Genomic DNA, 18156 nt, shown 5'->3' with positions numbered 1-18156 from the left:
TTATCAAGCGCCCTCTGCTTGCCGCTTTGGCTTTATGTTTAAAAGATCACAAATATCGGACTCAGTAAGTGTTTCTCTCTCTACAAGTGCACGAGCAAGAGAATCAAGTTTATCTTTATTTTCCGTAAGGATTTTAAACACATCATCAAGAGCATCCTTTAGAAGCTTATGTATAGCCTCATCTATTCTTTTTGCTGTTTCTTCTGAGTAGTCCTTATGCCTTGCAATTTCCTTACCAATAAATATAGGCTCATCTTCCTGTCCTAGAGCTACAGGACCCAGTTCTTCACTCATTCCCCACTCACAGACCATCTTACGTGCAAGATCTGTAGCATAACGTATATCCTGCTGAGTGCCAGTTGTCGTTTCATTGTAGACAATTTTCTCTGCAGCATATCCGCCAAAGGCAATTTTTATTCTATCAAGAAGCCAGTTTCTACCTTTGGAATATTCGTCTTTCTCAGGTAAAGAAACTGCCATTCCCAGTGCTCTGCCTCTTGGTATTATGGTAACCTTATGGAGAGGATCCGCATTGTTCAAAAAGAAATGGAGAAGTGCATGCCCGGATTCGTGGTACGCTGTTTTTTCTTTTTCTTCTTTACTGAGAACCCTCGATTTTCTTGCAACACCCATTATAACCTTGTCGCGTGCCTCCTCAAAGTCCTCCATATTTACTTTGTCTTTATGCTTTCTTGCAGCAAGCAATGCTGCTTCATTTACCATGTTCTCTAGGTCCGCTCCGGAACTACCGGCAGTTCCTCTTGCAAGACGCTCAAAATCCACATCTTCTCCTATAGGTACTTTCCTTGCATGAATCTTAAGAATAGCCTCACGTTCCTTTATATCTGGCATATCAACAACCACCTGTCTGTCAAAACGCCCTGGTCTAAGTAATGCAGGATCAAGGACATCAGGCCTATTGGTAGCTGCAAGCACAATAATACCTTCTTTGCTTTCAAATCCGTCCATTTCCACCAGAAGCTGGTTGAGGGTCTGCTCACGTTCATCATGGCCTCCTCCGTAACCAGCACCTCTTACACGACCCACAGCATCAAGCTCATCTATAAAAATTATGCATGGTGAGTTTTTTCTGGCTTGGTCAAAAAGATCCCTGACCCTTGCGGCACCCACACCTACAAACATCTCAACAAAATCAGAACCAGACATGTGGAAGAAAGACACTCCCGCCTCACCGGCTACAGCTCTTGCAAGAAGAGTTTTACCTGTACCGGGCATGCCTACGAGTAACACACCTTTTGGTATCCTTGCTCCTATCTTGGTAAAACGAGCAGGGTTCTTTAAAAACTCAACAACCTCTTCAAGTTCATGTTTCGCTTCTTTCTGACCCGCAACATCAGCAAACGTTACTTTTTTACCATCAGTATAAGAGCGAGCTTTACTTTTACCAAAGGAAAAAGCCTTATTACCACCAGACTGCATCTGTCTGAACATAAACCAGGTAAAAGCAAAAATAAGTATCCAGGGAATAGTCTCCAGAATAACTCTAAGAGGAGAAACACCTTTTACATCTCCTTTTACAGTAACCCCTTTGCTTTTTAGTATGGATATAAGATCCGGATCATAGTAGGGGATTTTTGTAATAAACAAATTGAGATTATCCCCTCTGCCAGAATAAGTACCATGAATTTCAAACTGGTCTATGATCGTAACAGAATTTATCTTTCCTTCCTCCAGATAGCTTATAAACGCAGAATATGGTATCTCTGTTCCTATACTACCGGAAGAAAATAAAATACTTGCGGCAAACAATACTATAAGAATAATTAGGAAAATCAATGCAAACCTATTTGTATTGGGATTAATGTTAAAAGGTGGCTGTTTCTTGGGATCATTATCCTGATTCACTTTTCTATCTCTCCTGTAAAAATTTTATCGCAACCTGCATCGTAGAAGCAGGAAGACCATGTCTTATTATATCTTGCCCCTTATTAAAAACAGAGCCAAGTATAGCTACTATTCCTAACTCCGTATCCTCTATTATAGGCAACATCCCTCTTCTGTCCACTGGGACATTCCACTCCTGAAGAAACTTATTTATTGCCTTCTTATGGTTAGAAAACTCAATAACATCTCCAGGCTTTTTGGAACGTATTATAAAAGCCCTTTCATTACACCATGGAAAAGAAAAAGTTCCAACAGGATTTTTTCCATATTCCACAAAATCAATTATAACATAGCCTATATTTCCTAGCATATATTTGCCAGGTGTTTTCACTTCTAGAAAATAACCATTTTCCAAACCATAAGCAAGCTCCCTTGTTACATATATTTTATCTCCGCATCTTTCCAAAAAAAAGCCTCTGCCCGACAGCAATCTGATGCTGGAAATATTCTTGGGATCCTTTATAAGTCCATATATATGTTTAAAAGGCAACTCGGAAAAAGGTAAATTATTTCCCAACATCGAGAATACTTCGTACAGACACATATAACGTTCAAACTCACTGGCATGTAAGAAACTGTTATAATCAACATAATAACCATATGAATCATAATTCCAAACAAGAGAAGTCTTTAATACTTGCAATTCTTTGGAAAATATTTCTGCCTTTTGAGAAAGCGCAAGCAACCCGGATTTTATCCCTGAAAAATATTTTTCTAAAAAAGGAAAAGCGATATTTCTAATCTTGTTTCTTAAATAATCGTTAGAAAGATTAGAGCTATCCACTACATATGCCAGTGATAATTCAGAAATATACCTTAACAGCTCTTCTTTTGTACACGTCAGGAGAGGACGGATATATGGTAATCTAATAGCAGGTATACCACGCAAACCAAAAATATCAGAACCACTCAAAACACGCATAAAAATAGTCTCTACCTGATCGTCTTCAGTATGTGCAGTAGCAATATAATCCGTTTTATCTTCTTTCACAAGACTGGAAAAAAAATCATATCTGATATCTCTTGCAACATCTTCTACACTTCTTGATTTCTCAGATGCAACGTGTTCTATAAAACCAGGAGCAACTATTTTTTCATGTAATATAAGATTATATTTTTTAGAATAGTCCAGTACCATTTGTCTTTCTCTTGCTCTTTCCTCATATGCTCTAATACCATGCTCGACATAGACAACAGAAAGGCGTAAGTTAAAAAAGGAGGATAATTCATACAAAACATGCAGAAGGGCTACACTATCGGGACCACCTGAGAGAGCAACAGCAATCCTTGATCTTTTTAAAAAAGGATGCATATTAAAAAAAGAAATAACTTTTTCTTTAATCATTGTAATAACGCTTATTTAACACCTCCATAACCCGTTGATATTCCATATTGAGTAAGTCATTAAACGTATTTACAAATCTTTCTATTGTCTCAAAAATCCTTGTTTTCTCATCAGGAGTTGGTATGGAAAGTACATAATCTGCAAGATCCTGTCCTGGAGCTTGCCTGCCCACACCAATATAATAACGATAAAAATTATTGGTTCCCAGATCCGATATAATTGATTTTATACCATTATGTCCCGCATGACCTCCTGCCAGTCTTAGCCTCCCATTACCAGGAGACAGATCAACCTGATCTGCACATATTATAAGATTGTCTGGAAGTCCATCCTTTGGGAAAAACATATTTTTAAAAATAGAACCCGAGTTGTTCATGTATGTAAGAGGCTTTATCAAAACAACTTTATTGCCTTTCACATTACCAAAAGCCTCTTCATAATTCTTCTTTAAAGAAAACGATAAGTTAAAATAAAGCGCCATACTATCTACCAGCCACCAACCAACATTATGCCGTGTAGATGCATAGCGCTTACCCGGATTACCCAATCCAAGGATATATAAGGTTCTTGCCACTATTATTCAGAAACCTCTTCCTCTGTCTCTTCTTCTGATACCACATCAGTGGATTCTTTTGTAGCATGAGTTACGGCAACAACAGTCTGTTCATTAGAAGAAATAATTTTAACACCATTAGGAAGAGAAATATCAGCAACATGGATAGAATCACCTAGGTTAAGGTTATCTATATTAACAACAATATACTCCGGAAGATCTTTGGGCAAACATTCCACCTCAAGTTCCTGAGTAAAAAACTCCAAAATACCACCTAACTTCACGCCAGGAGCATTACCTTCCAGATGAACAGGAACATGAGTCTTTATAGGCTTATTGGGATCAAGCTCTATAAAATCAAGATGAACAATCTTGGACTTGATAGGATCATACTGGTAATCCTTGATAAGAACCTGTCTTTTTTTATCTCCAGAAATATCAAGATCTATCCTAATATTTTCGGAGATAGCACCATGAAAAGTCTTGTTAAATTCACGTGCATTTACAGACACAGGAATCTCTTCTCCGGCACCATAAACAACAGCAGGAATAAAACCCTGTCGTCTGAGAGCATTTGTTTTGCTTTTATTACCAGCTACTCTTTTAGAGGCAGTAAGTGTTACATTCTTCACATTATACTCCTTCACACAGATTTAGATGCTATATGAGCATACTGGGACGGCAGGATTCGAACCTGCGAATGCCGGGACCAAAACCCGGTGGCTTACCACTTGCCGACGTCCCACTATAGAAAAAACAGCTCTATCAAGCTGCAATAGAGAATACTTATTTATAAAAAAGTGTCAATCAGTTAGCACTCTCGGAAGAAGAAACTTCCAGTTTTTCTCCCATATTCTCATACATTGACAAAATACTACTTTGTAACCTCTCTCTAAAATCTGCCTTTATGGGATGTGCAACATCTTTATATTCTCCATCCTTTGTTTTTCTGCTGGGCATAGCTATAAAGGCACCGTTTTTACCCTCAATCACCTTTATATTATGCACAACAAAGCAGTCGTCAAAGGTTACAGTAACATAAGCCTTGAGCTTACCGTCCCCCTCTACTTTCTTGATTCTGATGTCTGTTACTTCCATAACCACTCCTTATATTTTGCCTGACACAGCAGGCCAATATTACCCAGGGAAAAAAGAAAGAGGTCTCACACAATGTGCGGAAAAACCTTTTTTCTTGAGACTGACGCATGCATTATGTGCATCACTCTCATAGTTAAAAACACCAAAAAAAGTACTCCCGCTTCCACTAACATTGGTATAGACCGCACCATACGTTCGCAATAACCTCTCCAGGTCTAGAAGGATTGGAAAACGTTCCAGAAGAACAGGCAAAAAAGAATTATAAAAATCCCATTTCTCAGGCTCAAAAAAAAGATATTGCTCCTCTATATTAGGATCCTGCATATCAAAAAACCCGGGATTTCCTTCAGCATATGCATCCAGCCAAGCATAGGCATCAGAAGTATTAACACAAAACCCAGGCTCAACAAGAACAATAAAAAAATCATCCCGTGCTCTGATAGGTTTTAGCACCTCCCCTCTGCCAGAAACAATTGCAGCAGGGGATTTTAAAAAAAACGGAACATCGCTCCCCACTTTTGCACCTATCTCTATAAGATCATCCACACCAAGCTGTGTAGAAAAAATCTCATTCAAAGCCTTGAGCAAAGATGCCGCATTACTGGAGCCTCCTCCAAGACCTGCACCCTGAGGAATATTTTTCTCCACACGTATATGTGCAAAAAAATCAAGCCCGGTATAAGACCTAAACTCATTTAATACCTTTATCAAGGTATTCGACCCAGGAGTGGCGTCTACACCATCTACCAAGTCGGACGGTTCTGTCAAAGAACAAATCCATATCCTGTCAGACATGGATACACACTGGAATAACGAAAATATATTATGATAACCATCCGCTCTTCTGTCAAGTATCTTTAAATGAAGATTAACTTTAGCAGGAGAAAAAATCATATAGGGGAATTTATCTTTTGCCATTTATCAATCCGTTTTTATATAATGGCATCCAATAGAAGACGGATTAGCATAAGCTGTCCTAGTTATTATCTCAGCAACAAGGACTGCATTTCTAAGCTCAACAATATCCTTGCGAACTTCTGCAGATTTATAAAACTGCTCTATACGCTGTTTTAAATAATGGATATCAGACATAGCCCTTTCCAGCCTTTTACGTGTTCTTACAATGCCAACATAATTCCACATAAGAACCCTAAGATACTTAAGATCACTCTCTATGAGAACAGGATCAAAAAACTCTTCTTTTGCAGGATATATCCAATCTCTTATCTCTGACATAAGCAACTTAGAAGGTTTCTTTGCACGAGAAGCAATATCTTTTCCTGCCCTTATCCCAAACACCAAAGCTTCCAGCAAAGAGACAGAAGCAAGCCTATTAGCACCATGTACTCCATTACAGGCACACTCACCCACAGCATACAGGCCTGGAATAATTGTGGCCCCACTGAGATCCGTCTTTACACCTCCACAAAAATAATGTGCAGCAGGAACAACAGGAATAGGATCTTTGGTAATATCCAGACCAACCTCAAGACACTTTGCATATATATTAGAAAAACGATCCTTTATATCAACATCAAGATTTCTTGCATCAAGAAATACAAAATCTGACCCTTCCGCCTCCATCTCGGCATATATAGCCCTAGAAACCTCATCCCTAGGAGCAAGGTCCTTCTTATCTGGACTATATCGCTCCATAAAATACTCACCGCTATGGTTAAGAAGCCTAGCCCCCTCCCCTCTAAAAGCCTCAGTAATAAGAAGCCGCTTCAAATCCCTATGAAAAAGAACAGTAGGATGAAATTGAATATAATGGGCATTTATAATAGGAACCCCTGCTCTATAAGCCATAGCAACACCATCACCGGTTGCTCCTGGCGGATTGGACGTATTCAAAAAAAGATTCCCAACACCACCTGTAGCAAGAACAACAGCAGCAGCAAAAACAATAAGCACATTACCAGAAGAATCCAAAAGATAAGCTCCCATAACCCGTGTAGGCCTATACAGCTCCTCCGGATTAGAAGAATTATGAGAGTTGGTAATCAAATCTATAGCCGTATATCCAGCAGCAAGAGAAATCCTTTGATGGTCAGTAACACGCCTAAGAAAAGATAATTCTATAGCACGCCCCGTCTCATCATGAACATGCAAAATTCTTCTGATACTATGAGCACCCTCACGAGTAAAATCAAACCCCTCTCTGGAAACATCAAATTCAACACCAACATCATCAATAAGATAGCGTTTCACAAGAGAAGGTCCTTCTTCCGCAACAAGCCTTACAGCATCAGAAAAGCATACCCCAGCACCTGCCTGCTCGATATCTCTAGCCAACAAATCAGGAGAGTCTCCCTCACCCGAAAAAACTATACCCCCCTGTGCATAAAAAGTATTACACTCTTTAAGCTCACTTTCCTTGGAAACAACAAGGACATCCAGCCCCTCATCCGCAGCAGAAATAGCCGCACTTAGTCCTGCAAGACCGGAGCCAAGAACAAGAACATCCACATACATCCTATGAGTAATCAAACCCAGCTCCCATCAATTGGAATACTTAACAGAAAAATTAAAAGCAGGTGCAGAATGAGTAATTCTACCAACAGAAATATAATCAACCCCACTTGCAGCAAAAGCAGATAACCTCTCAATCGACATATCACCAGAAGCCTCAAACTTGACCCTACCAGAAAACCGCTTTACGGCAACGGCACATTCATCCGCATCCATATTATCAAGCATAACAATATCCGCACCAGCAGAAACAGCCTCCTCCACATCGGAGACAGAGCGACACTCAACCTCCACCCTAAACCTATCCCCCCAGACAGACCTGACACGCTCAACAGCAGCAGAAATTGACCCGGCAGCATCAACATGATTATCCTTAATCATAACCATATCAAACAACCCCATCCTATGATTGCTACCGCCACCACACATAACAGCATACTTGGATAACCGCCTATAACCCGGCAAAGTTTTCCTGGTATCCAGAATAACAACCCTTCCATACTTTGAAGCAGCATCCACAAAACGCTTTGTCTCCGTTGCAATGCCCGACAAAAACGCAATAAAATTAAGAGCTACCCTCTCTGCACGCAAAATATACCTCACAGGCCCGCGGATACGCGCCACTACATCCCCACGGCACAAAATATCCCCATCCTCCTTATAGAACTCCACAGTGACATCAGGACAAACAGAACGACAAACAAAATCAAACAAAAAATCCCCAGCCAACACCCCATCGCCCTTGCTCACAAGAACAGCCTCTCCAAAAGTAGACTCATCAAAAATAGCATCGCTAGTAACATCCCCGACATCGGACAAATCCTCCTTAAGAGCAAGAGGAACAAGAAGCCCAATCTCGGAAGAAAACCGCTCGCAAAGCTTTTCAAATCTATTCATAATGACCAATGCTAATGCAATAAAAGCAAAAACTCAATACCACAAAAAACCGAACGGGCTTGCCCTAAGCAAAAACTAAAAGAAAAAAACAAGGCAAGCCCTGCCTGCGGCATATAAAAATAAAACAACAAAAAGTACACACACATGCAGCCCACCCTTGAAAATATTTAAAACCTACTGCATCATATAAGAGATGGAACAAAAGATAAAAACCATACTAGCAGAAAGCCTGAGAGACATATTAAAAGAGACCAAGATAAAAACAAAACAAACCATAGATCCGGAAGAAAAAAATACAAAAACAGAAATAATCAGTTCATTGGGTATAGTAGGCAAATATAAAGGCTACGGACTATTATTTTTTGACAAAAACACAGCCCTAAAATTTACGACAGAAGCATCAAGAGCATTGGGCTACGCATTGGAAGGCACTACCCTGACAGAACTTCACAGATCATTCATTCTGGAATTTACCAATCAACTCTTTGGCAGACTGGTGAGCAAACTCTCGACAATAGGAATAGACTCCATGCTAACACCACCATCACTTCTTATGGGAAACAACCTCAACCCTATATCAATAGCAAAAGCTCAGGAAACAACAGCAAAAATAGAAGGAAATTTTGGCAAAATATTTATAAAACTTATACTCAAGAACAAATGAGAGGAAAGAATGTATCACCTGGAAGAAATCGACAGCTATGACATATTTATATCCGACTCGGACAACACCCCTCTTCAGGAAGAAGAAACATACACACCAGAAGAAGACGAATACGAAGAGATAGAAGAAAACATAGAAGACTTCTTGGATGACACCCCAATCAACACCGATACAGACTGGGACAAAGACCTAACAGACGAGATAGACTACGATCAATTTGAGCCAGAAGACTGAAAAATAACGGGCGCATCATGCCATAGTTCTTCAAGCCTGTAAAAGTCTCGAGTATCGGAATTCATAATATTAACAATAATATCACCACAATCAAGTAAAAACCATTCTACAGCAGAACTACTGCGCAAAACCCTTATACCGACATCTTCAAAAAAATCCTTCAAGTGAGAAACAAGTCCCCTCAAATGGGCATCACTATTAGAAGTACATATTATAAAATAGTCCGCAATAGAAGAACACTCACGCACATCAAGAAGAACCACATTCCCTGCCTTATGAGAATCAAGCACAGACGCTACCTGCTTTGCTACATCAAGTCTACTATCATTACTTACAATATCTGCCATCAAAATCTCTCCCAAGAACAACAGTAACATCCTCAAGAGCAGTATCATCCTGCTCAAAAACAACATTATCACAATTTATAAATTTTGCAACAACCTCAGAATCAGAAAAATCTCCATCCCTGTCAATAATTATAGTTTTTTCAAGAGAATCAGTAGAAAAATTACCAACACCTATAACATCATAACCAAAACTCTCAAAAAGAGCTTTTGTTCTGCTTGCTAACCCCTGTATGGTGGTACCATTGAGAATCCTGATCCTGATAGAAATATCAAAAGCAGAGGTAGGATTATCGCTGGTTATAACATTTTCAATCTCCTTTAAAGACGACACAAGGTGAGAACCATTATCATGAGGAAAAAGAAGAGGTAAATCATCAACAACAGTAATTTTACCCAATACCGTCCTTGCTATAAACTGATCAGGAAAAGAACTCTTAAAACCTCTCATCAAAGCTCTAAAAGAAGCCTTATCCATCTTTTTATCCCATACAGAAAAGAAAACAGACAAAAATTTGGAATCATTGATAAAGTAATCGGACCACTCTTTCATAGAAACAAGTAAGGCCGAGAAAATCTGGTATCGTGCATCCACAGCATCGGAAGAAGAAGGATACCCCTCCTCACCAATCTGAGAATACAAGAGCAACTGCTTTATCTTATCGCCATCCAATCTGACATTACCAGAAGGAATATTAACATTAGGGGACTCCATTTCTATAGCTTCTGGAACAAATACATATAAACCCTCAAGAAAATCCACAACATTTACAAAATTTTCAAGAGACACATCAAAAACAAAATCCACAGACCTATTCAACAAAGATTCAACCGTTTTTCGGTATCCCTCTATACCTCTCTTAGAAAAAGCAAGCGCAAGTTCATCTATTCTCTTCTCATCAGAATACAAATAACTCACATTGGCAGGAATATCCAAAAAAGCCCCATTGCCATTTTTTGAAAACAAAAGCAATTCTGTCATCAAAGGTCTTTTATCATCATGAACAGTGAATAAAATAGATACGATCCCCTTCTTATCTATGAGAACAGAAAATTTATCTTTATTTACCCTATTATAAATATAAAAAGAAGCAGCAAATATAATAATAAACACAATAGAGAAAACAATTATAATTATGCGTCTCTCCCTATCCTTTCTGGTCAACACAAGCCTCCCTCAAGAACACTATATTATCAATCATCATCTGAGTAATAGGATGGATTTTATAACCTCTTTTTCTACAATCATCAACAACAGAAACAACCATATCATTTAACGGCATAGATATAAAACTATTATACTTTTCAAAAGAAATATAATCTCTACCAGGCTCAATATAATCGGCACAAAAAACTATCTTACCAAGCAAGGTCAGTTTTGGATGCCCCAAAGTATGATGCTCCACAGCAGATAGAACATCCTCATCCACCACTCCAAACATTTTCGCCAGAATATATCGTCCGGCCATACCATGCAAAAGAACAACACTATCATAAGTATCATCACGCTTATAACCAATACGTCCCGCATAATCAAGAATTAACTCATCAGAAAGCTCTCTTGCCATATCATGGGAAAGGCCGGCAAGATGCCCACTTATGGCAGGCAGTCCCTCTCTTCTGCACAAAAAAGCGGAAACCCTTGCCACTCTCAAAGAATGCAAATACCGTTTTTCTGATAAATTAGCCTTGATATACGAATGCACTTCAGGAAGATGTCTTATCAACGTGGTATAATCCTTTTTTACTAATGTATTCATATACCTCATAAGGTACAAGATATCTAAAAGCCCTATTTTCAGCAACTCTGTTCCTGATATCAGAAGAAGAAACATGTATTATAGTATTAGTAATATATCTATGCCTCCACTCCACTTTATAAGGAGATTCTGACGTTCTTCTGGCAATAACAATATCCACAAGCTCGGGAAGAACATCTGCCTTCTTCCAGGTAGAAAAGCCCGGCACAAGATCATCTCCTATCAATAGACCCAATTTTCCTTCCGGAGAGAAGCGATTATAAAGATAATCTATAGTATCAAGAGTATAGGAGACACCTCTTCTAGTTATTTCACAATCATCTACAGAAAAGAACTCATTGTTTTTTATGGCAAGAGAAAGCATATTTAATCTATCTTCAGGTAAAACACCGGAGACAATTTGCTTATGAGCAGGCTTATACGCTGGAACAAAAATAACTTTATCATATCCAAGAGAAACTCGAGCTTCTTCCGCTATAAAAAGATGACCTATATGAACCGGATTAAAAGTCCCGCCAAACATGAGAAGCTTCATTAGCCATCCTCCGGGGTCCTTGCAGACATATACATGGCATAAAAATTTTTGATAAGCGTATCAAGCCCTTCTCTCTTTACAGAAGAAATACCAATCACCGTATCATCAGGATTCATTTTCTTCAGCTCTTCAAGCCTATCTGCAGTATCAGGCATATCAAGTTTGGTTCCTATAATAATATAGGGCTTATCCTCAAGACCATAACCGTAAGACACAAGCTCGGATTTAAGAATATCAAGAGCATCTCTATAATTGTCATCAGACAAATCAATCATATAAGCTATACAAGATGTTCTGGAAATATGCTTTAAAAACTTATGCCCCAATCCGGCACCATGACTTGCTCCCTCTATTATACCAGGAATATCAGCCAAAATAAGCTCAAAATCATTTACATACAATACACCCAAATTGGGAATTTTTGTCGTAAAAGGATAGGGAGCGATTCTAGGATGCGCATTGGTAAGAACACTCAAAAGAGTAGATTTACCCGCGTTAGGAAACCCCACAAGGCCGATATCAGCAATAAGCCTTAATTCTATAACTACTCTTTTTGTTATTCCAGGTTTTCCCGGTTGGGCATAGCGCGGAACCTGACGCACAGAGGACTTATAATGGACATTCCCTTTTCCTCCCTTTCCACCTTTCAAAAAAGTCCACGGCTCAGATATATCCGAGAGATCCTTTATAAGTTCTCCAGTATCAGCATCCCTTATAACAGTACCCGGGGGAACTTCTATTATAAGATCTTCACCTTTTTTACCATGCATTTTTTTACCTTTTCCGGGTTCTCCGTTCTTTGCACGCAAAAAAGGTTTATGACTAAGATGTAAAAGGGTTTTTAGATTTTCTTTTATAACAAAAACGACAGAACCACCGTCCCCACCATCTCCCCCGTCAGGACCACCCTTGGGAATATATTTTTCCCTTCTAAAAGACACAGAGCCATCTCCCCCTTTTCCGGAAGACAGCTCTATCACTACCTCATCTACGAATTTTTCCACTCCAAATCCCGAAAACTAAGCCTCAACAGGAACGATATCTATAAGCTTCTTTCCCCTTCTGAGTCTAAACTTTACAACGCCTTCTGTTTTGGCAAATATAGTAAAATCCTTACCCAATCCCACATTATTGCCGGGATGAAACTTAGTTCCTCTCTGTCTCACGATTATCTCACCGGCCTTAACCATCTGACCGCCAAAACGCTTTACCCCAAGTCTTTTTGACTTAGAGTCTCTTCCGTTTTTAGAGCTACCGCCACCTTTCTTATGTGCCATATCACAACTCCTCAACACTTAGTTTTATCTGGTCTGGGAAATCTCTCACAAGATCTTCCAGAGCCTGCAGGATATAAGAAGAAACACCTGAGTACCAATCACGAGAAAGCCTCTCTGGTGATAAAACATCCAGAAAAAACTCCCCCTCTTTATTTGCTCTTACATCCAGCTTAGCCGCAGGAACTTTATTAATCAAGCGTCCTGCGGTTCTCAATACAAGGCTTACTCCTGCACAAGGTATGCTCACACCCTCTGATGCAGAGGCATGACCCGCGGACTCTATCCGTTTTATCAATCCATCTTGAAGATAGAGTCTCACAAAAATCATAAATTATGCCTCTATTTTTTCTACCTTAAGAACAGAATACTGTTGTCTGTGTCCTCTTTTCCTTCTGTAGTTTTTTCTTCTTTTGTACTTAAAAACCACTATCTTTTTGCCTTTTATCTGATCCTCAACAACAGCCTTTACCTTACAGCCATCCACATAAGGAGAGCCCAACTTTACTTCATCATCCTTTCTTAACATCAAAACAGAATCAAAATCCACAGAAGCACCCGGTTCAAGCTGAAGTTTATCCACAACCAGCTTGGAACCCTCTTCTACCTTATACTGTTTTCCTGCAATCTCTACTAGCGCATACATAGCTATAACCTCATACAATAATATAGTGGGCTGTATACCATACCTTGCTAATCTAGTCAAGGCCTCATCTTTGGAAGCACACTTTCTCCCATAAGATAAGTATCTATCTCATAAGCAGCTTCACGTCCCTCGTGTATAGCCCATACAACAAGAGACTGCCCTCTCCTGGCATCTCCCGCAGCAAAGACCTTGGGATTAGAAGTAGTAAACCTGCCATAGGGAGCAGATATATTGGATCTGGCATCTCTTTCTAATCCTAACTCTTCTGGAAGAGTATCCTCAGGCCCAAGAAAACCAAGAGCAAGCAGTACAAGATCAGCCTTCCATTCTTCTTCTGTACCAGGAAGCTCTTCCATTACAAAACGACCTTCCGAGTTCTTCTTCCATTCTACCCTTACTGTCTTTATAGCCTTAACATGACCATTTTCATCTCCTATAAATTCCTTAGTCAAGATAGAAAATTCTCTGGGATCTTTTCCAAACTTTTCAATAGCCTCCGCATGTCCATAATCAACCTTAAACATGCGCGGATATAACGGCCAAGGAGCAGCCTCAAACCTGTCCTCAGGTGGTTTTGGGAGAAGCTCAAAATTGGTCACACTCACACAACCATGACGTATAGATGTGCCTATACAGTCATTTCCTGTATCTCCTCCGCCTATCACGACTACATGTTTACCTTCCGCAGAAATATAATTCTTGTCTTCCAGCCTGGAATCTAACAGGCTCTTAGTATTAGCTTTGAGAAAATCCATTGCAAAATGGATTCCCTTCAAATCTCTTCCTGGAACAGGTAAATCCCTTGGTTTTGTCGCCCCACATGCCAACAAAACCGCATCAAACTCCTCCACAAGCTGAGAAAGAGGAATATCCTTGCCTATATGAGTGCTTGTTATAAACTTGACACCTTCCTGCTCCATTATTGATATTCTTTTGAGCACCAACTCTTTATCAAGCTTCATATTGGGAATACCATACATCAAAAGTCCGCCCGGTCTATCATCCCTCTCGTATACAGTAACCTCATGACCTGCTTGATTTAACTGATCCGCTGCCGCAAGCCCGGCAGGACCGCTACCCACTACAGCAATCTTCTTCCCAGTTCTGCTCTGAGGAGGTCTGGGAACCATAAGTCCGCTCTCCCAAGCCTTATCAATTATTGTACACTCGTTATCTTTTATTGTAACGGCAGGCTCATTTATACCCAGAACACATGCATACTCACAGGGAGCAGGACACACTCTTCCGGTAAACTCAGGAAAATTATTGGTGTATCTCAGCCTATAGAAAGCATCTTCCCATCTTCCTCTGTAGACAAAATCATTCCACTCAGGAATGAGGTTATGGATAGGACAGCCATAACTGCTGTGGCAGAAAGGCACCCCACAATCCATACACCTTGCACCCTGCTCTTTTCTCTCTTCTTCGGATAAATGTATATGAAATTCGTTAAAATCATTAATCCTCTCAGAAGGAGCTCTATCTATAACAGTCTTTCTGTCATATTCTAAGAATCCTGTAGGTTTTCCCATTTATGCCTCCACCTTTGAAGCGTTTTTTAGCTTTTGGATAACTCTCTCATACTCGGGAGAAATAACTTTTACAAATTGCTTTTTAACCTCATCCCAGTTATCAAGCACATACTGTCCAACAGTGGACTCAGTATACTTAACATGATTCTTAACCAGTCTGAGAATATCTTCATAATCCTCATCTGAAGGTTCTTTTGTATTAACCATCTCATAGTTAACCTTTTCTACAAAATCTCCCTTCTTATCCCAAACATAGGCAACGCCACCGCTCATACCAGCACCAAAGTTTCTGCCCGTCTCACCTAACACAACAGCAATACCACCTGTCATGTACTCACAACCATGATCTCCTATACCTTCTACTACTGCATGTGCACCAGAGTTTCTTACGCAAAACCTTTCTGCCGCAATACCACGGAAATATGCTTCTCCTTTTATGGCTCCGTACAAAACAACATTGCCTATAAGAATATTTTCCTCAGGAACAAAAGTAGCACCCTTTGGCGGTTTCACAATAATCTTGCCTCCGGAAAGCCCCTTGCCCACATAGTCGTTAGCATCACCTTCCAATTCGAAGGTAAGTCCTTTTGCAAGCCATGCACCAAAACTCTGACCGGCAGACCCGTAAAAACGTACTACATAAGAGTCATCCTCCAAAACATCAGGACCAAGCTCTCTGGTAAGAGTATGACTAAGCATAGTACCAGTTGTTCTATCTATATTTTTTATATTATATGTAAGCTCTGCCTTTTTATTTTGTTTTGCAAGAGGAAGAATATCACTTATAAGCTGCCTGTCCAATATTTTATCTATGCCATGATCCTGTTTTTGGGTACAATAAACACCTATATCTTCTCTGGGTTTTATTGGCATGGTAATTACAGGAGTAAGGTCTATACCTTTTGCCTTCTCAGGAATAGAATCCGTATCCACCTCAAGCAATTCTCTTCTACCCACAAGCTCATTAAAAGTTCTGACGCCAAGCTGTGCCATTATCTCTCTTACTTCTTCTGCTACAAAATAGAAGTATCTCACAACATGGTCTGCACTTCCCTTAAATTTTGCCCTAAGCCTTTCATCCTGTGTTGCAATACCAGCAGGGCAGGTATTCTTATGACACTTACGCATCATTATGCAGCCCATAACAATAAGAGGCGCTGTTGCAAAACCGCACTCTTCTGCACCAAGAAGAGCTGCTACAACAACATCCCTACCTGTTTTTATCTGACCGTCCGTCTGCAAAACCACTCTAGAACGCAAGTCATTCATAACCAGGGTCTGATGTGTCTCTGCTATTCCAAGCTCCCACGGAAGCCCTGCGTTCTTTACCCCTGTAAGAGGAGAAGCTCCTGTTCCACCATCATGACCGGAGATGAGAAGATGATCCGCATGACCTTTTACAACACCAGCTGCTATCGTTCCTACACCTACCTCAGAAACAAGCTTGACACTTATGCGTGCATTAGGGTTAGAATTTTTAAGATCAAAGATAAGCTGTGCAAGATCCTCGATAGAATATATATCATGATGCGGCGGAGGACTTATAAGTCCTACTCCAGGAGTCGTATGTCTTGTTTTTGCAATTATTTCAAAGACCTTATGGCCGGGAAGTTCTCCACCTTCGCCAGGCTTTGCTCCCTGAGCTATCTTAATCTGTATCTCATCCGAGTTAGTAAGATAGTTTATAGTAACCCCAAACCTTCCGGAAGCAACCTGCTTTATTGCAGAACGCTTAGAATCTCCATTGGGAAGAGGAATAAAACGCTCAGGCATTTCTCCGCCTTCTCCTGTGTTAGATTTTCCTCCAATACGGTTCATTGCAATGGCAAGAGTCTCATGAGCTTCCTGAGAAATAGATCCAAAACTCATAGCACCGGTAACAAAGCGCTTTACAATCTCAGAAGCAGGCTCAACCTCTTCTATTGGAATTGGGTTGGTCTTCTTAAATTTAAGCAAGCCTCTTATAGTTGCCTGCTCTTTGGACCTTCTATTCTGAATATCCGAAAATCTCCTATATGCTTCTTTATCATCAAACCAACAGGCATGCTGTAGATTGGCAATTGATTCCGGATCCCACATGTGCTTTTCGCCCGCATATCTGTAAGCAAAATCACCAGGATTAGGAATAGTATCACCTATGGGTTTATTTCTGCCCGGATACGCAGTTTTATGCCTTGTAATTGCCTCTTCTGCAAGGGTTTTATAATCAACACCACCTATCCTGCTGGTTGTGCCGGCAAAAGAACGCTCTACAACGGATTTTGCAAGTCCCACTGCCTCAAAAATCTGAGCGCCCTTATAACTCTCAAGGGTCGATATACCCATTTTTCCAAAAACCTTAAGCATGCCTTTTTCCAGGGCAGCTATATATCTCTTGAGAATTTCCTCATCAGAATAGTCATATATGCCTTCTCTTGCCATCTTCCACATCGCCTCATAGGCAAGATAGGGGTTAATAGCATCCGCACCGTAACCCACAAGCATACAGAAGTGATGGACTTCTCTGGGTTCTCCTGACTCAACAACAATACCAATCTGAGTTCTCACAGATTTTCTTACAAGATGATGGTGCACGGTAGAAGTAGCAAGAAGAGCGCTCACAGGAACTCTGTCCTTGCCAGCTCCTCTGTCGGAAAGAATAATAAGGGAATATCCATCCTTTATAGCCTCTTCCGCCTCTTTTTCTATTCTGTCAAGGCACTTTTCCAATCCAGAGGGTCCTTCTGTCTTGGGGAAGGTTATATCTATGAGCTTGGATTTCCACCCTCTGTAGTTTAGATGCTTGAGTGCAGCAAGCTGCTCATTGGTGAGGAATGGTGTGGGAATATGCAGTCTATGACAATGCTCGGGAGTAGTATCCAGCAAATTTTTCTCAGGCCCGATAAAAGCCTCAAGGC

The 18156-nt window shown here is 40.1% G+C and carries 20 protein-coding genes and 1 tRNA gene; 2 read left to right on the top strand and 19 right to left on the bottom strand.

What is annotated here, in order from left to right; genetic code table 11:
- Positions 1 to 3 precede the first annotated feature (3 nt).
- From ftsH to nadC, 9 genes are all read right to left on the bottom strand, one after another.
- A complete protein-coding gene (gene ftsH / locus WKV44_10255) occupies positions 4 to 1866 on the bottom strand; it encodes an ATP-dependent zinc metalloprotease FtsH (GenBank protein MEM5948921.1) in 1863 nt (620 codons plus the stop codon).
- A 4-nt stretch (positions 1867 to 1870) separates the two neighbouring features.
- Entirely contained in the window at positions 1871 to 3250 is a 1380-nt protein-coding gene (tilS, locus tag WKV44_10250; protein ID MEM5948920.1) for a tRNA lysidine(34) synthetase TilS, read from the bottom strand.
- Positions 3243 to 3824, bottom strand: a complete 582-nt coding sequence (gene pth / locus WKV44_10245; protein ID MEM5948919.1) for an aminoacyl-tRNA hydrolase — start codon at positions 3822 to 3824, stop codon at positions 3243 to 3245. The genes tilS and pth overlap by 8 nt, the downstream gene beginning before the upstream one ends.
- 2 nt (positions 3825 to 3826) lie before the next feature.
- Complete coding sequence (locus tag WKV44_10240; GenBank protein ID MEM5948918.1) at positions 3827 to 4435, bottom strand: 50S ribosomal protein L25; 609 nt, start codon at positions 4433 to 4435, stop codon at positions 3827 to 3829.
- A 41-nt stretch (positions 4436 to 4476) separates the two neighbouring features.
- Positions 4477 to 4548: transfer RNA gene (locus WKV44_10235), tRNA-Gln, on the bottom strand.
- Positions 4549 to 4610: 62 nt separating this feature from the next.
- Positions 4611 to 4901, bottom strand: a complete 291-nt coding sequence (spoVG, locus tag WKV44_10230; protein MEM5948917.1) for a septation regulator SpoVG — start codon at positions 4899 to 4901, stop codon at positions 4611 to 4613.
- Positions 4902 to 4940: 39 nt separating this feature from the next.
- Complete coding sequence (ispE, locus tag WKV44_10225) at positions 4941 to 5819, bottom strand: 4-(cytidine 5'-diphospho)-2-C-methyl-D-erythritol kinase (GenBank protein MEM5948916.1); 879 nt, start codon at positions 5817 to 5819, stop codon at positions 4941 to 4943.
- 3 nt (positions 5820 to 5822) lie between these two features.
- On the bottom strand, positions 5823 to 7391 hold the full coding sequence (gene nadB / locus WKV44_10220) for an L-aspartate oxidase (protein ID MEM5948915.1): 1569 nt from the start codon (positions 7389 to 7391) through the stop codon (positions 5823 to 5825).
- Positions 7392 to 7403: 12 nt separating this feature from the next.
- Entirely contained in the window at positions 7404 to 8270 is an 867-nt protein-coding gene (gene nadC, locus WKV44_10215; protein MEM5948914.1) for a carboxylating nicotinate-nucleotide diphosphorylase, read from the bottom strand.
- A 193-nt stretch (positions 8271 to 8463) separates the two neighbouring features.
- Between nadC and WKV44_10210 the strand changes: the two genes are divergently transcribed.
- A complete protein-coding gene (locus WKV44_10210) occupies positions 8464 to 8934 on the top strand; it encodes a chemotaxis protein CheX (protein ID MEM5948913.1) in 471 nt (156 codons plus the stop codon).
- Between the two features lie 9 nt (positions 8935 to 8943).
- Entirely contained in the window at positions 8944 to 9168 is a 225-nt protein-coding gene (locus WKV44_10205) for a hypothetical protein (protein ID MEM5948912.1), read from the top strand.
- Here WKV44_10205 and rsfS read toward each other — a convergent pair.
- From rsfS to gltB, 10 genes are all read right to left on the bottom strand, one after another.
- Positions 9147 to 9515, bottom strand: coding sequence for a ribosome silencing factor (gene rsfS, locus WKV44_10200; GenBank protein ID MEM5948911.1), 369 nt, complete (start codon positions 9513 to 9515; stop codon positions 9147 to 9149). The two genes, WKV44_10205 and rsfS, sit on opposite strands and share 22 nt — an antisense overlap.
- Positions 9496 to 10677, bottom strand: a complete 1182-nt coding sequence (locus WKV44_10195) for an LCP family protein (protein ID MEM5948910.1) — start codon at positions 10675 to 10677, stop codon at positions 9496 to 9498. The genes rsfS and WKV44_10195 overlap by 20 nt, the downstream gene beginning before the upstream one ends.
- Positions 10661 to 11272: a bis(5'-nucleosyl)-tetraphosphatase (symmetrical) YqeK gene (yqeK, locus tag WKV44_10190; GenBank protein MEM5948909.1), complete on the bottom strand. Its 612-nt coding sequence runs from the start codon at positions 11270 to 11272 to the stop codon at positions 10661 to 10663. The genes WKV44_10195 and yqeK overlap by 17 nt, the downstream gene beginning before the upstream one ends.
- Positions 11220 to 11807, bottom strand: coding sequence for a nicotinate (nicotinamide) nucleotide adenylyltransferase (gene nadD / locus WKV44_10185; GenBank protein MEM5948908.1), 588 nt, complete (start codon positions 11805 to 11807; stop codon positions 11220 to 11222). Before nadD ends, yqeK begins: the two co-directional genes overlap by 53 nt.
- Positions 11807 to 12811 carry a GTPase ObgE gene (obgE, locus tag WKV44_10180; protein MEM5948907.1) on the bottom strand — a complete coding sequence of 335 codons (1005 nt, stop codon included), beginning with the start codon at positions 12809 to 12811 and terminating at the stop codon, positions 11807 to 11809. Before obgE ends, nadD begins: the two co-directional genes overlap by 1 nt.
- A gap of 15 nt (positions 12812 to 12826) precedes the next feature.
- Positions 12827 to 13084 carry a 50S ribosomal protein L27 gene (gene rpmA / locus WKV44_10175; protein MEM5948906.1) on the bottom strand — a complete coding sequence of 86 codons (258 nt, stop codon included), beginning with the start codon at positions 13082 to 13084 and terminating at the stop codon, positions 12827 to 12829.
- 1 nt (position 13085) lies between these two features.
- Positions 13086 to 13412, bottom strand: coding sequence for a ribosomal-processing cysteine protease Prp (locus WKV44_10170; protein MEM5948905.1), 327 nt, complete (start codon positions 13410 to 13412; stop codon positions 13086 to 13088).
- A 3-nt stretch (positions 13413 to 13415) separates the two neighbouring features.
- Positions 13416 to 13727, bottom strand: a complete 312-nt coding sequence (gene rplU, locus WKV44_10165; protein MEM5948904.1) for a 50S ribosomal protein L21 — start codon at positions 13725 to 13727, stop codon at positions 13416 to 13418.
- A 56-nt stretch (positions 13728 to 13783) separates the two neighbouring features.
- Positions 13784 to 15259, bottom strand: coding sequence for a glutamate synthase subunit beta (locus WKV44_10160; protein MEM5948903.1), 1476 nt, complete (start codon positions 15257 to 15259; stop codon positions 13784 to 13786).
- Positions 15260 to 18156, bottom strand: a 2897-nt coding sequence (gltB, locus tag WKV44_10155; GenBank protein ID MEM5948902.1) for a glutamate synthase large subunit, incomplete at its 5' end; no start/stop codon positions are given. It lies immediately after the preceding gene.

This window comes from Spirochaetia bacterium 38H-sp, from assembly GCA_039023545.1.
In the GTDB taxonomy this organism is placed as follows: Bacteria; Spirochaetota; Spirochaetia; order Winmispirales; family Winmispiraceae; genus Rarispira; species Rarispira pelagica.
The sequence above is the reverse complement of the archived record's forward strand: the minus strand, read 5'-3'. Positions and strand labels throughout refer to the sequence as shown.

What these genes read in the sequence shown, in the direction of transcription:
- tilS (MEM5948920.1), bottom strand. Translation starts at nt 3,250, where the DNA reads ATGATTAAAGAAAAAGTTATTTCTTTTTTTAATATGCATCCTTTTTTA.
- spoVG (MEM5948917.1), bottom strand. Translation starts at nt 4,901, where the DNA reads ATGGAAGTAACAGACATCAGAATCAAGAAAGTAGAGGGGGACGGTAAG.
- ispE (MEM5948916.1), bottom strand. Translation starts at nt 5,819, where the DNA reads ATGGCAAAAGATAAATTCCCCTATATGATTTTTTCTCCTGCTAAAGTT.
- nadC (MEM5948914.1), bottom strand. Translation starts at nt 8,270, where the DNA reads ATGAATAGATTTGAAAAGCTTTGCGAGCGGTTTTCTTCCGAGATTGGG.
- WKV44_10210 (MEM5948913.1), top strand. Translation starts at nt 8,464, where the DNA reads ATGGAACAAAAGATAAAAACCATACTAGCAGAAAGCCTGAGAGACATA.
- WKV44_10205 (MEM5948912.1), top strand. Translation starts at nt 8,944, where the DNA reads ATGTATCACCTGGAAGAAATCGACAGCTATGACATATTTATATCCGAC.
- rsfS (MEM5948911.1), bottom strand. Translation starts at nt 9,515, where the DNA reads ATGGCAGATATTGTAAGTAATGATAGTAGACTTGATGTAGCAAAGCAG.
- yqeK (MEM5948909.1), bottom strand. Translation starts at nt 11,272, where the DNA reads ATGAATACATTAGTAAAAAAGGATTATACCACGTTGATAAGACATCTT.
- nadD (MEM5948908.1), bottom strand. Translation starts at nt 11,807, where the DNA reads ATGAAGCTTCTCATGTTTGGCGGGACTTTTAATCCGGTTCATATAGGT.
- rpmA (MEM5948906.1), bottom strand. Translation starts at nt 13,084, where the DNA reads ATGGCACATAAGAAAGGTGGCGGTAGCTCTAAAAACGGAAGAGACTCT.
- WKV44_10170 (MEM5948905.1), bottom strand. Translation starts at nt 13,412, where the DNA reads ATGATTTTTGTGAGACTCTATCTTCAAGATGGATTGATAAAACGGATA.
- rplU (MEM5948904.1), bottom strand. Translation starts at nt 13,727, where the DNA reads ATGTATGCGCTAGTAGAGATTGCAGGAAAACAGTATAAGGTAGAAGAG.
- WKV44_10160 (MEM5948903.1), bottom strand. Translation starts at nt 15,259, where the DNA reads ATGGGAAAACCTACAGGATTCTTAGAATATGACAGAAAGACTGTTATA.